This window comes from Streptomyces griseoruber (assembly GCF_001514205.1).
GTDB lineage: Bacteria > Actinomycetota > Actinomycetes > Streptomycetales > Streptomycetaceae > Streptomyces > Streptomyces griseoruber.
This window is the reverse complement of the sequence record NZ_KQ948770.1, coordinates 16,225-29,219: the sequence shown is the minus strand read 5'-3', so window position 1 is coordinate 29,219 and position 12,995 is coordinate 16,225. Positions and strand designations below refer to the sequence as shown.

Sequence of the window (12,995 nt, the reverse complement as noted above, 5' to 3'; positions counted from 1 at the left end):
CGACCCCACTTTTCAGCCAAGTTGTGACGTGTGTCACCCCCTCCGTGCGGGCATTGCTGGGGGCATGACAGATGAAGGCACAGGGAGCGGCCTCTCGGACGAGGAGCGGCTGGCTCAGCTCGGTTACACGCAGGTTCTCGCCCGCCGCATGTCGGCGTTCTCCAACTACGCGGTCTCCTTCACGATCATCTCGGTCCTCTCCGGCTGTCTGACCCTCTACCTCTTCGGGATGAACACCGGCGGCCCCGCGGTGATCACCTGGGGCTGGGTGGCCGTGGGCCTCATGACCCTCTTCGTGGGTCTGTCGATGGCCGAGATCTGTTCGGCGTACCCCACCTCCGCGGGCCTGTACTTCTGGGCCCACCGCCTCGCTCCGCCGCGCACGGCCGCCGCGTGGGCGTGGTTCACGGGCTGGTTCAACGTGCTGGGCCAGGTCGCGGTGACCGCGGGCATCGACTTCGGCGCGGCGTCCTTCCTCGGGGCCTACCTCAACCTCCAGTTCGACTTCGAGGTGACACCGGGGCGCACGGTCCTGCTGTTCGCCGCGATCCTCCTCCTGCACGGTCTGCTGAACACCTTCGGCGTCCGCATCGTCGCGCTGCTGAACAGCGTGAGCGTGTGGTGGCACGTGCTCGGTGTCGCGGTGATCGTCGGCGCCCTGGCCTTCGTACCGGACCACCACCAGTCCGCGTCCTTCGTGTTCGGCGAGTTCGTCAACAACACGGGCTGGGGCAGCGGCGTCTACGTGGTGCTGCTCGGCCTCCTGATGGCCCAGTACACCTTCACCGGCTACGACGCCTCCGCCCATATGACCGAGGAGACGCACGACGCGTCCACGGCGGGCCCCAAGGGCATCGTCCGCTCGATCTGGACCTCCTGGATCGCCGGCTTCGTCCTCCTGCTCGGCTTCACCTTCGCGATCCAGTCCTACGACGGCGCCCTCGACTCCCCGACCGGCGCACCGCCCGCCCAGATCCTGCTCGACGCGCTCGGCGCCACGGCGGGCAAGCTGCTGCTCCTGGTGGTGATCGGTGCCCAGCTCTTCTGCGGAATGGCTTCGGTGACCGCCAACAGCCGCATGATCTACGCCTTTTCGAGGGACGGCGCGCTGCCCTGGTCGCACGTCTGGCACACGGTCAGCCCGCGCACCCGGACCCCGGTGGCGGCGGTCTGGCTGGCGGCGGGCGGCGCGCTGGTCCTCGGCCTGCCGTACCTGATCAACGTCACGGCCTACGCGGCGGTCACCTCCATCGCCGTGATCGGCCTCTACATCGCCTACGTCATCCCGACGCTGCTGCGGATCCGCAAGGGCGACGCCTTCGAGCGGGGGCCGTGGCATCTGGGCCGCTGGTCGGAGGCGATCGGCGTGGTGTCGGTGGCGTGGGTCGCGGTGATCACCGTGCTGTTCATGCTGCCGCAGGTCTCGCCGGTCACCTGGGAGACGTTCAACTACGCCCCGGTCGCCGTCCTGATCGTCCTCGGCTTCGCGGGCGGGTGGTGGCTGGTCTCGGCCCGCACCTGGTTCCTCAACCCCGACCACGAACGGACCGCCGCGCGCGAGGCGGCCCGGGCGGGAAAGACTCCCTGACCGGCCGATCTTCACCGGTTCCCGCCCCGCGGCGCGGCCGTGTCCCCGATACCCGATCGGAGACACGGCCGGGTCCGGCTATGCTCGGGGAGGCAACATCGCCTGGGCCCTTAGCTCAATTGGCAGAGCAGTGGACTTTTAATCCATTGGTTGTGGGTTCGAGTCCCACAGGGCCTACGGACGGTGGTCGGGGGATACCGCCTCCGACCTGCTGTGCGGCGCCCGTTCCGGCTTCGGCCGGGGCGGGCGCCGCGGTGTTTGAGGAGTGGCGTCGGGACGTCGCGTACGCGCATCGCCGCAGACCCCGTACGACCGCGGCCGGGTCGCCGACCGCCGCCGCCACGGCGCTCCGGTCCCTGGGATCATGGAATTTCCGCGCGAAGCCCGCCCGCGACCCGAGGAGCCCCCATGACCGCCGGCATCGACACCCCCGACCCCCGCGGCCGCACCGGCCTGCACCTCCACGGCCGCGACCTCAGCGGGAACCCGCGCGTCCGCATCCTCGACGTCGAGGTCCTCGCCTGCGACTGGGCGGTCCTGCGCCGCACCACCTTCGACTACCGGCACCACGACGGCCACTGGAGCCGGGAGCGGCGGGAGACCTACGACCGGGGCGACGGCGCGACGATCCTGCTCTACGACCCCGTACGGGAAACGGTCCTGCTGACCCGTCAGTTCCGGCTGCCCGCCTACGTCAACGGCCACCCCGACGGGATGCTGCTGGAGACCGCGGCGGGGCTGCTGGACGGCGACGACCCGAAGGCGGCGATCCGCCGTGAGGCCGTCGAGGAGACGGGACGTACCGTCCACGAGGTGGAGCATGTGTTCGACGCGTTCATGAGCCCCGGTTCGGTCACCGAGCGCCTGGGCTTCTTCGCCGCCCCCTACGACGGCTCGGCCCCCGGCGCCGACACGGCGGGTGTGGCGGCCGAGGGCGAGGACATCACCGTCGTGGAGCTGCCGTTCACCGAGGCCCTCGGCCTGGTCCGCTCGGGCGGGATCGCCGACGCGAAGACCATCATGCTGCTCCAGTGGGCCGCCCTGGACGGCCCGTTCAGCCGGCGCTGAGCTTGGCCAGCGGCAGCGTGTGCTGGGTCTGGAGGACCTTCGCGCGCAGGTAGCGGACGTTGTGCGGGGTGGTGAACACGCCGGTCGGGACCCGGTCGTGGACGTCGATGCCGAGCGTCCGCAGCTGGTCGGCCTTGTCGGGGTTGTTGGACAGCAGATCCAGGCTGGTGACGCCGAGGGCGTGCAGCATCTGGGCGGCGGCGGTGTAGTCGCGGCCGTCCTCGGGCAGTCCGAGGGCGGCGTTCGCCTCGTAGGTGTCCAGGCCCTGGTCCTGGAGGGCGTACGCGTCGAGCTTGTTGTAGAGGCCGATGCCGCGGCCCTCCTGGCGCAGGTAGAGCAGGATGCCGCCGGTCTCGGCTATGCGCTCGACGGCCTCGCGCAGCTGCGGGCCGCAGTCGCAGCGGGCCGAGCCGAAGACGTCCCCGGTGAGGCACTCGGAGTGCAGCCGGACCAGCGGGACGGTGCCGGGCGCGGGCTCGCCGAGCACCACGGCGACGTGCTCCTGCCCGTCGGCCAGGCCGTGGAAGGTGACCAGCTCGGCGTCGACGGAGTAGCCGTCGTGGAAGCGCAGCGGAACCCGGACGCGGGCGCGCTGGGTGGCGGCGGGGGTGTCGGGCATGCGGGTCTCCCGGGGCGAGTGCGGTCGGTACGGCGCCCTGCTTCAGATTTGAAGCAGTGTGCCGGGTGAGACCCTACCTCATGTTTTAAATTTGAAGCAACGGGATTGTGGGCCGGCTCACAAGCGGTTCACGAGCGGTTCACGAGCGCCTGGCGAGCGGTTCACGGGCTTCCGGAACATCCGGATGAACGCCGCCGCCACGGCAGTTCTTCCGGCAGCGCCTCGCCGTCGTCCTGGAACCCGCCGACCACCTGCGTGAAGATCTCCTCCAGCTGGCCGACCTGCTCGGGGGTGAGCCGGTCGAAGAGGCCGGCGCGGACCGTCTCCACATGTCCGGGAGCCAGCCGCTCCAGCATCGCCATGCCCTCCTCCGTCAGCACCGCGACACTGCCGCGCTTGTCCCAGCGGCAGTCCTCGCGCCGCAGCAGCGCGTCCTTCTCCAGCCGGGTCACCGCGTACGTCAGCCGGCTGCGCGTGATCTTCAGCGACTCCGCGAGATCGGTCATCCGCAGCCGCCGTTCCGGGGACTCGGACAGGTTCGCGAGGATGGAGTAGTACAGATGGGGCATGCCGGCCTCCTGCTGGAGCTGCCGGTCGATGGCGTCCTCCAGGAGGAGGTAGCCGGCGACGTACGCGCGCCAGGCGCGCTGCTCCTCGGGGGTGAGCCAGCGGGTCGTCATGCCTCCAGTGTAGGTTTGTTTCAAACTTGAACCAAGACCCGGGGAGCCGCGCCGATGCCGTACCCGTACGTCCTGCTGTCCGCCGCCGTCTCCCTCGACGGCTACCTGGACGACACCACCTCCGAGCGCCTGCTGCTGTCCAGCCCCGCCGACTTCGACCGCGTCGACGAGGTACGGGCCTCGGTCGACGCGATCCTGATCGGCGCCGGCACCATCCGCGCCGACAACCCCCGGCTGCTGGTGAACTCCGCCGACCGCAGGCACGCGCGCGTGGCGGCCGGAAAGGCGGAGTACCCCCTCAAGGTCACCGTCAGCGGCTCCGGCGACCTCGACCCGGCCGCGAACTTCTGGCACACCGGCGGCGACAAGGTCGTCTACACGACGGACAAGGGCGCCCGGCGCGCCGACGCGCTCGGCATCGCCGCCGAGGTCGTCCCGCTCGGCCCCGACCTGAACTGGCGCCGCCTCCTGGAGCACCTGCACGACGAGCGCGGCGTACGCCGGCTCATGGTCGAGGGCGGCGGCACGATCCACACCCAGCTGCTCCAGCAGGGCCTCGCCGACGAGGTCCAGCTCGTCCTCGCCCCCCTCCTCGTGGGCGACCCCGACGCGCCCCGCCTCTTCGGCCCCGGCGCCTATCAGGGCGGACGGCTCCGGCTGACCGAGACCCGCCGGATCGAGGACGTCGTCCTCATGCGCTACGAGCCCACCGCCCCCGGCACCGGCCCGCTCCCCTCCGCCGCCGACCGCCACTGGCTGGCCCTCGCCTGCGAGCTCGCCGCCGCGTGCCCGCCCTCCGCGACCGCCTTCAGTGTCGGCGCGGTGATCGTCGCCGCCGACGGCACGGAACTGGCGCGCGGCCACTCCCGCGAGGCCGGCGACCCCGTCGTCCACGCCGAGGAGGCCGCCCTCGCGAAACTCGACCCGGCCGACCCCCGGCTGGCCACGGCCACCGTCTACAGCAGCCTCGAACCCTGCGCCCGCCGCGCCTCCCGCCCGAAGCCCTGCGCCCGGCTCATCCTCGACGCGGGGGTGCGCCGGGTGGTCACCGCCTGGCAGGAGCCGGACACCTTCGTGACGGCCGCCGACGGAAACGGGCTGCTGACGGCCGAGGGCGTGGACGTCGTCGTACTCCCGGAGTACGCCGAGCGGGCGAGGGTGCCGAACCTGCACCTGACCGGGTGATACAGTGGTGTCACCGACGCGGGGTGGAGCAGCTCGGTAGCTCGCTGGGCTCATAACCCAGAGGTCGCAGGTTCAAATCCTGTCCCCGCTACTGAAGGCCGAGGGCCGGAATCCGAAAGGGTTCCGGCCCTCGGTGTGTTGTCCGGACAACACGCGCGCATGGTGTGCGTGTCCTGTGAATTCCGGCAACTCGCCCGTTTTTCACCGGTCATGGCCCGAAAGTCCAGGCCAAAAAAGGTTGTTGATCAAGCTGGAGAGCTTGGAAAGCTACGCCCGGGTCTATTAACGTTCGATAACGCAGCGCGGTCGTCCCAGCCGTCACAAGAGTCGGCTCCGTGCGCACGCGTCGAATCCCGTAAGGGAACCGGGGAACCACCACCTTGGGGTGAATCGCACGGAAGCCGCCGTGAACTCGCAGAGTCACGAACGGTTTACGCGCGTAGGAGACCTTCCCGCTCCGAACCCGTCAGCTAACCCGGTAGGCGTCGGAAGGAAAGGAGTGCGCCCGCGTGGCGTCCAACCGGCCTGCTCCCGAAGCCCCCTTCGTGCCGAGCCAGCGTTCCTCTTCCGACACCTTCGGCTACGGCAGCTACCGCAGCGAAGAGGGCCCCTGGGAGGAGTGGAATCCCACCGAGGAGTCCCTCGCCCCGGTCCGGGGCAAGCACCGGGTCGCCAAGCAGCGCGGCGGCGGCGGATTCGCCCGCAGCTCCACCGTCCTCGGCGTCGGCGTCATAGCCGCCTTCAGCGCCGGCGGCATGGCCAGCGCCAACACCGGCAAGCCCCCGGTCTCCATCTCCATGCCGGACCTGCCCTCCGTGGGCTCCCTGATCTCCGAGGACGACTCCGGCCAGGACGCCGCACCCGCGCTCGCCGGCTTCGGCGCCGAGGCCTCCGACACCGCCGACGGGAGCGGCGCCGCCGCCGCGGACGCCGGCGAGGCGCTGCGCGAGCGGATCATGGCGCAGGCCGAGTCGCAGCAGACCCAGGTCGCCGACCGCGCCCAGGCCGCCGCGGCCAAGGCGGAGGCGGCCGCCGTCGCCAAGGCCGAGAAGGACGCCAAGGCCGCGGCCGCCGCCGCGAAGGAGAAGGCCGAGCAGGCCGCCAAGGAGAAGGCCGAGGCCGCGCGCCTGGCCGAGCTGGCCAAGCAGTACACGCTGCCGACCTCCTCGTACACGCTCACCGCGACCTTCGGCCAGGCCGGCGCCTACTGGTCCTCCGGCTACCACACCGGCCTCGACTTCGCCGCTCCCACCGGCACCCTCATCAAGGCCGTCCACAGCGGCACCATCACCGAGGCGGGCTGGGCGGGCTCCTACGGCTACCGCACCATCCTCACCCTGGACGACGGCACCGAGCTGTGGTTCTGCCACCAGTCCTCGATCAACGTCAGCGCCGGCCAGAAGGTCTCCACCGGTGACGTGATCGGCCGCGTGGGCGCCACCGGCAACGTGACCGGCGCCCACCTCCACCTGGAGGTCCACCCGGACGGCGCCGCCAACGGCATCGACCCGATGGCCTGGCTGCACAGCAAGGGGCTCAACCCGTAAGGGTGCGTCCTCCTGTGCCGTCCTCCTCGGAGCGGTCCTGTTCACACGTTCTTCGTCTTCTTCGGGACGGCGGACGGAATGGGCCGCTCCGAAGCCGTTGTTGACGTAGGACATGACTTCTCTGCGCAAGCTCGGCTCCTCGGACCTCGAGGTCTTCCCCCTCTCCCTCGGCGGCAACGTCTTCGGCTGGACCGCCGACGAGGCGACCTCCTTCGCCGTCCTGGACGCCTACACCGCCGCCGGCGGCAACTTCGTCGACACCGCCGACTCCTACTCGGCCTGGGTCGACGGCAACAGCGGCGGCGAGTCGGAGACCATCCTCGGCAGGTGGGTGAACAAGCGCGGCAACCGCGACGACGTCGTCATCGCCACCAAGGTCAGCCAGCACCCCGACTTCCCGGGCCTGACCGCCGCCAACATCAAGGCCGCGGCCGACGCGTCCCTCACCCGCCTCGGCACCGACCACATCGACCTCTACTACACCCATTTCGACAAGCCCGAGGTGCCGGTCGAGGAGATCATCGGCGCGCTGGACGAGCTGGTGAAGGCGGGCAAGGTGCGGCACATCGCCGCCTCCAACATCTCGCCCGAACGCCTCCGGGAGTCCCTGGAGTTCTCCGACCGCGAGGGCCTCGCCCGGTACGTGGCCCTCCAGCCGCACTACAACCTGGTCTCCCGCGACACCTACGAGGGCGGCCTCCAGGACCTCGCGGCCCGCTCCGGCCTCGCCGCCGTCCCCTACTTCGCCCTGGCCTCCGGCTTCCTCACCGGCAAGTACCGGCCCGGTACGACGGTGGAGGGACCGCGAGCCGCCGCGGGCGCCGGCAAGCACCTCGACACCGAGCGGGGCGTCCGCGTCCTCGCCGCCCTCGACGAGATCGCCCAGGCCCATGACACCGAGGTCGCCACGGTCGCCCTGGCCTGGCTCGCCGCCCAGCCGACGGTCGTCGCCCCCATCGCCTCCGCCCGCACCCCGGACCAGCTGCCGCCCCTGCTGGCGGTGGCGGACCTGGAGCTGACGGAGGAGGAGATCACGAGGCTGACGGCGGCCTCGGCCTAGGCGTCCCTCACCCCTACGACCGATAGGGGTTCTGGGCGGGATACGGGCCCGCCGGATACCCGTACCCGGAGTACCCGGGGTACCCGTGCGGGTTGCCGTACCCGTGCGGGTACCCGTACCCGTAGCCGTACCCGTACACCGGCCTGGGTGCCACAGGCACCGTCATGAGCGCCGCATGGTCCAGCGCCGGCCGGGCGACCTCCCGGCGCCGCCACAGCTCGTTCAGCAGCTCCCGCTCCCGTACGACGAAGTCGTCGCCCGCCCGCCCGCCCCGCCCCCGGTGCCGCAGGAACGCCAGCGAGGTCGCGTACGCCTCGTACTCGGCGACCGCCCGCGCGGCCGGCCGCCCCAGATGCCGCTTGGCGTACTCGCGGGCCAGCCGCCGCGCCCGCATCGAGCCGAGCGCGTACGGCTCGGCCGGGGTGAGCCAGCCGGCCGCCGTGTACGCCGGCAGCTCCTCGCGGACCGTGCGCAGCTCCCGCTGCCGGGTCCACACCACCAGCCAGGTGAGCAGCCCGAACGCGGGCACCATGAACGACGCGTACACCGCGAAGAACCCGAACTCGCCGAAGGTCGAGGAGCCGTTCCACAGGGCGTGCATACCCATCGCGAGGAGCAGCCCGCCCAGCGGGAACAGGACGCGGCGCAGATGCCGGCGGTCCCCGGAGCGCGCCGCGAGCCCGAAGCCGAGGCCGGTGAGCACGGTGAACAGGGGGTGCGCGAACGGCGACATGACGATCCGCACGAAGAAGGTCGCGGCCGTCACGGAGGCGATGCCGCTGTCCCCGCTGAGCTGGTCGGTGCCGAACGCGGTCCCCAGGTAGAGGATGTTCTCGGTGAACGCGAAGCCGGTGGCGGTGATCCCGGCGACGACCACCCCGTCCACCAGCCCGGTGAAGTCCCGTCTGCGGAAGAGGAACACGAGGAGGATCGCGGCGGCCTTGGCGGACTCCTCGACGACGGGCGCTATGACCGTCGCCCCCAGGGTGTCCGCGCCGGACGGATCCGCGGTGGCGGTGGCTATCCAGCGGGTGGCGAAACTGTTGGCGACGATCGCGATCAGCGCGGCCGCGCAGGCTCCCCAGGCGAAGGCGAACACCAGATTCCGCCAGGGGCCGGGCTCCACCCGGTCCAGCCAGCGGAAGGCGGCTATCAGCAGCGGCACCGGCAGTACCGCGAGCCCCAGCCCGACCAGGAACCCCTCGGTGCCGGTCTGCTCCCGCACCAGCGCCAGGATCACCAGCCCGGACAGGGCGAGCAGGGTGATGAGCGCGCCGTACCGAACCCCTCTCCTGCGCCACCAGTGCACTCGCCGTTTCCCGGCGTCCTCGGCCGGGGCGCCCGGATGCGGTGGGTACGGCGGAAACGGGTGACTGATGGCCACGGCATCGACCCTAACGAGGGAGGGGACTGTGGTGGACGGTCTGTCGGTCAGCGATCGCCGTGCTGTACGCGACGGAAGAGCAGGTCGTTCACCACATGACCCTTGTCCAGCCCCTGGCCCTCGAAACGGGTCAGCGGCCGGAACGCGGGCCGTGGCGCGAAACCGCCGTCGGCCTGCGTGTTCTCGAAGTCGGGGTGTGCGGTGAGGACGTCCAGCATCTGTTCCGCGTACGGCTCCCAGTCGGTGGCGCAGTGCACGGTCGCCCCCGGCCGCAGCCGCGTCGCGGCCAGGCTGAGGAACTCCGGCTGGATGAGGCGCCGCTTGTGGTGGCGCTTCTTCGGCCAGGGGTCGGGGAAGAAGACGCGCAGCCCGGCGAGCGAGTCGGGCTTCAGCATCTCCCGCAGCAGGATGATCGCGTCGCCGTTGGCGACCCGGACGTTGTCCGTTCCGGCCCGGTCGGCGAGGTTGAGCAGATTGCCCTGGCCGGGGGTGTGCACATCCACGGCGAGGAGGTTGGTGTCCGGGTCGGCGGCCGCCATCTGCGCGGTGGCCTCACCCATCCCGAACCCGATCTCCAGCACCACGGGTCCGTCGTTCCCGAACAGCTCGCCGAGGTCGACGGCATGCCCGTCGATGTCGAGGCCCCACCGCGACCACAGCCGTTGCAGGGCGTCGGCCTGTCCGGCCGTCACCCGGCTGCGCCGGGGCTGGAAGCTCCTGATCCGCCGCTCGAAGTGCGACCCGGCGGGGTCGGCCTTCGGGCCGTCGGGGAAGCGTGGCTCCCCCTTGGCCCGGGTGTGCCGGACGGACTCGCCCGGGTGGTGCTCGCCGCCGGGAGCGGGCCGGGGGACTTCGGGGGTGTTCACGGAATCAGACACAGTGGGGTCGATTTTACTGCCGTGCGCCGGGCTCACCAGGGTCACCGGGTCCCCAGCACCTCCAGGGCCCTGCGGGCCACCTCCCGGCCGATCGGCAGCGAGGCCGTCGCCGCCGGTGAGGGCGCGTTCAGCACATGCACCGCCCGGGCGCCCTCCCGTATCAGGAAGTCGTCCACGAGGCCGCCGTCCCGCAGCACGGCCTGCGCCCGCACCCCCGCCTCCGCCCGCACCAGGTCCGCCTCGCGCACCGCCGGCAACAACCGCCGCACCGCCTGCACGAACGCCCCCTTGGACACCGACCGCCGCAGTTCCCCGGCCCCGTACCGCCAGTGCCGGCGTCCCATCCGCCACACCCCGGGCCACGCCGCCGTCGCCAGCGCCTCCCGGGGCCGTACGACTCCCCAGTCGTACCCCTCGCGGGCCAGCGCCGGCACGGCATTGGGGCCCACGTGCACCCCGCCGTCGATGCCCCTGGTCAGATGCACCCCGAGGAACGGGAACGCCGGATCGGGCACCGGATACACCAGTCCCCGCACCAGGTCGGGCCGCGCCAGCTCGTAGTACTCGCCCCGGAACGGCACGATCCGCACCTCTGGCTCGTCCCCGGTCATCCGCGCGATCTCGTCGCAGTACAGCCCGGCGCAGTTCACCAGCGCGCGGCCCCGCACGACGTCCCCGCGCGCGGTGAGCACGGCAACCCCCCGCTCGGGCCGCCGGTCGATCCGCACCACCTCGGCGCCGTACCGGATCTCCGCCCCGGACGCCTCCCCGAGCCGGTGGGCGACGGCCGTGTAGTCGCAGATCCCGGTCGTCCCGACATGGATCGCCGCGAGGCCCCGCACCTCGGGCTCGTACTCCGCGATCTGCGCGGTGCCCAGCTCCCGCACCGGGATGCCGTTCTCCCGGCCGCGCTGCACGAGCCCGTGCAGCCGGGGCAGCTCGTCCCGCTCGGTGGCGACGATCAGCTTGCCGGTGACGGCGTGCGCGATGCCGTACTCCGCGCAGAACTTGGTCATCTCCGCGGCACCGCGCACCGCGTACCGCGCCTTCAGCGAGCCGGGCCGGTAGTAGATCCCGCTGTGGATCACCCCGCTGTTGCGCCCGGTCTGATGCCGGGCCGGCCCCGGCTCCTTCTCCAGCACCGTGACCCGGGTCCCCGGCGCACTCCGCGTGATCGCATACGCCGTGGACAGCCCGACGATGCCCCCGCCGACGACGAGCACGTCACAGTCGTACGCCACCACCTGCACCACCTCCACCCTCGATAGTGCACTGCACCACTGACAGAGCCTTCAAACCGAGGTGACGGCAGTACCGGCCAGGGAAGCGGGAAACCGCGCGACAAGATCCTTAGGCCGGAGCCATCAAAAGCGGCCGAGCCCGCTCCCGCAGCTCCACGACCCGTGGCTCGTCCCCGTAGGGCTCCAGCCGATGCAGAAGATCCTTCACGTACTCGGTGGTCCGGGCCGAGGAGATCCGCCCGGCCACCTCCACCGCCCGCACCCCCTGCTCGCACGCCGCGTCGAGATTCCCCGACTCCAGCTCGGCGACCGCGGACACGACCAGCCTGAGCCCGTGCGACCGCACGAACTCCTCCGTCGGCTGCGACAGAGCCTGCTCGGTGAAGCGCCGCACCTGCCGTGGCGCCTTCAGATCCCGGTAGCACTCGGCCGCGTCGGCGGCGAACCGGTCATATGAATAGAACCCGAGCCACGAAGGGTCGTGATCCCCTTCCCGTGCCCGCTCCAGCCAGCTCTCCGCCGCCTTGAGGGCCGCCCCGGCGGCCTGCGCGTCCCCCGCGCGGGCATGCGCGCGTGCCTCGACGAGCCGGAAGAAGCTCATCGTGCGGGCGGTCGCCAGCCCCCGGTTGCGCTCCAGGGCGGCCTGCGCGAGGTCGACGCCCTCGTCGCCGAAGCCCCGGTACGTCGCCTGGAGCGACATCGACGCCAGCACATACCCCCCGAGCGGTACGTCCGCCGCCGCGCGGGCGAGCCGCAGCGCCTGGATGTAGTACCGCTGAGCGGCCTCCTGCTGACCGGTGTCGAAGGCCATCCACCCCGCCAGCCGGGTCAGTTCGGCGCTCGCCCCGAACAGGGCCCGCCCGACCTCGTCGGAGTACGCGCCCAGCAGCAGCGGTGCCGCCTCCACCCGCAGGCACTCGGGCACCATCGACGAACGCCAGTCCCCGCCCCCGTACTTGGAGTCCCACCGTCTGGCGTCCTCGGCGGCCTCCCGCAGCTTCTGCACATCGCTGTGGCCGACTTTGAGCGGTGCGCCGGTCCCCTCCAGGGAGTGGGCCTCACGCGCCACCGAACTGTCGGCCGGGGTTATCAGCCAGCGCGACGCGGGCGTTGCGTATGCGCTTACTGCGAATGATCCGGCCAGGGACTGCCAGATGCCCCCCGAACCGGCCCGGCGGCCGGCCAGGTCGAGGCGGTAGAGCTCCGTCGCCGAGCGCACGGCCTGGGCGACGTCCCTGGGGAAGGCGAGGCCCACTTCGGGCGCGGGGTCCGCGTCCGCCAGGCCGATCTCGTGGAGCGGCACCGGGCGGCCGAGCTTCTGCCCGATGGCGGCCGCGATGAGGTGCGGCGCGGCGCCCTGCGGCACCATGCCCTTCGACACCCAGCGCGCCACGGACGTCTTGTCGTAGCGAAGAGTCAACCCGCGTTGAGCGCCAAGGTCGTTGACGCGACGCGCGAGTCCTGCGTTGCTGATTCCCGCGAGGGCGAGAACGGCGCCGAGCTTTTCGTTCGGCCCGCGTTGCTCCCTGGACATTGCGCCACCCCTCGACACATCCGGCTGCCGCTCTGGCATAACCACGCGGCATTCGTAAACCCAGCGTAGTTCGCCGCATCCCAAGCGTTAAGGGGCATTCTGCCGGTTGGCGGGATTGTGGTCCGTACGGAAGTGCGGGCCTCGGCACGGTCCGTCGCCGCGTGCTCCCGCTGTGTGGCCGTGCGCCTGCGTGTGCGCTCTTCTCCGGCCA

At 71.5% G+C, this 12,995-nt stretch carries 11 protein-coding genes, 2 tRNA genes and 1 riboswitch; of the genes, 7 read left to right on the top strand and 6 right to left on the bottom strand.

What is annotated here, in order from left to right; translation table 11 throughout:
* Nucleotides 1–64 precede the first annotated feature (64 nt).
* The 3 genes from AQJ64_RS20715 to AQJ64_RS20705 all read left to right on the top strand — a co-directional run bounded on the left by AQJ64_RS20715 (nt 65) and on the right by AQJ64_RS20705 (nt 2,656).
* Complete coding sequence (locus AQJ64_RS20715) at nt 65–1,588, top strand: amino acid permease (RefSeq protein ID WP_055637705.1); 1,524 nt, start codon at nt 65–67, stop codon at nt 1,586–1,588.
* A 104-nt stretch (nt 1,589–1,692) separates the two neighbouring features.
* Nucleotides 1,693–1,765: transfer RNA gene (locus tag AQJ64_RS20710), tRNA-Lys, on the top strand.
* 231 nt (nt 1,766–1,996) lie between these two features.
* On the top strand, nt 1,997–2,656 hold the full coding sequence (locus AQJ64_RS20705; RefSeq protein WP_055637706.1) for an NUDIX domain-containing protein: 660 nt from the start codon (nt 1,997–1,999) through the stop codon (nt 2,654–2,656).
* Here the strand turns inward: AQJ64_RS20705 and AQJ64_RS20700 are convergent.
* Together AQJ64_RS20700 and AQJ64_RS20695 are read right to left on the bottom strand one after the other, a co-directional pair.
* The gene (locus AQJ64_RS20700) at nt 2,643–3,275 is read right to left on the bottom strand and encodes a GTP cyclohydrolase II (protein WP_055637707.1); all 633 of its coding nucleotides are present in this window, start codon (nt 3,273–3,275) and stop codon (nt 2,643–2,645) included. The two genes, AQJ64_RS20705 and AQJ64_RS20700, sit on opposite strands and share 14 nt — an antisense overlap.
* Before the next feature lie 161 nt (nt 3,276–3,436).
* On the bottom strand, nt 3,437–3,955 hold the full coding sequence (locus AQJ64_RS20695) for a MarR family winged helix-turn-helix transcriptional regulator (RefSeq protein ID WP_055637708.1): 519 nt from the start codon (nt 3,953–3,955) through the stop codon (nt 3,437–3,439).
* A 54-nt stretch (nt 3,956–4,009) separates the two neighbouring features.
* Here AQJ64_RS20695 and AQJ64_RS20690 point away from each other — a divergent pair, with 54 nt between their 5' ends.
* The 4 genes from AQJ64_RS20690 to AQJ64_RS20675 all read left to right on the top strand — a co-directional run bounded on the left by AQJ64_RS20690 (nt 4,010) and on the right by AQJ64_RS20675 (nt 7,747).
* Nucleotides 4,010–5,140: a dihydrofolate reductase family protein gene (locus AQJ64_RS20690; RefSeq protein WP_059202858.1), complete on the top strand. Its 1,131-nt coding sequence runs from the start codon at nt 4,010–4,012 to the stop codon at nt 5,138–5,140.
* 17 nt (nt 5,141–5,157) lie between these two features.
* Nucleotides 5,158–5,231: transfer RNA gene (locus AQJ64_RS20685), tRNA-Met, on the top strand.
* 243 nt (nt 5,232–5,474) lie between these two features.
* Nucleotides 5,475–5,640, top strand: a riboswitch (cyclic di-AMP (ydaO/yuaA leader).
* A gap of 9 nt (nt 5,641–5,649) precedes the next feature.
* Nucleotides 5,650–6,687, top strand: a complete 1,038-nt coding sequence (locus tag AQJ64_RS20680) for a M23 family metallopeptidase (protein WP_059202857.1) — start codon at nt 5,650–5,652, stop codon at nt 6,685–6,687.
* A 112-nt stretch (nt 6,688–6,799) separates the two neighbouring features.
* Complete coding sequence (locus AQJ64_RS20675; protein WP_059202856.1) at nt 6,800–7,747, top strand: aldo/keto reductase; 948 nt, start codon at nt 6,800–6,802, stop codon at nt 7,745–7,747.
* A gap of 13 nt (nt 7,748–7,760) precedes the next feature.
* Here AQJ64_RS20675 and AQJ64_RS20670 read toward each other — a convergent pair whose 3' ends face one another.
* The 4 genes from AQJ64_RS20670 to AQJ64_RS20655 form a co-directional block, all read right to left on the bottom strand.
* On the bottom strand, nt 7,761–9,131 hold the full coding sequence (locus AQJ64_RS20670) for a PrsW family intramembrane metalloprotease (protein ID WP_059202855.1): 1,371 nt from the start codon (nt 9,129–9,131) through the stop codon (nt 7,761–7,763).
* 47 nt (nt 9,132–9,178) lie between these two features.
* Nucleotides 9,179–10,009, bottom strand: coding sequence for a tRNA (guanosine(46)-N7)-methyltransferase TrmB (gene trmB / locus AQJ64_RS20665; RefSeq protein WP_206189962.1), 831 nt, complete (start codon nt 10,007–10,009; stop codon nt 9,179–9,181).
* A 41-nt stretch (nt 10,010–10,050) separates the two neighbouring features.
* Entirely contained in the window at nt 10,051–11,259 is a 1,209-nt protein-coding gene (gene lhgO / locus AQJ64_RS20660) for an L-2-hydroxyglutarate oxidase (RefSeq protein WP_397802717.1), read from the bottom strand.
* Nucleotides 11,260–11,359: 100 nt separating this feature from the next.
* Nucleotides 11,360–12,784, bottom strand: coding sequence for an NsdA family TPR-like regulatory protein (locus AQJ64_RS20655; RefSeq protein ID WP_055638960.1), 1,425 nt, complete (start codon nt 12,782–12,784; stop codon nt 11,360–11,362).
* Nucleotides 12,785–12,995 lie beyond the last annotated feature (211 nt).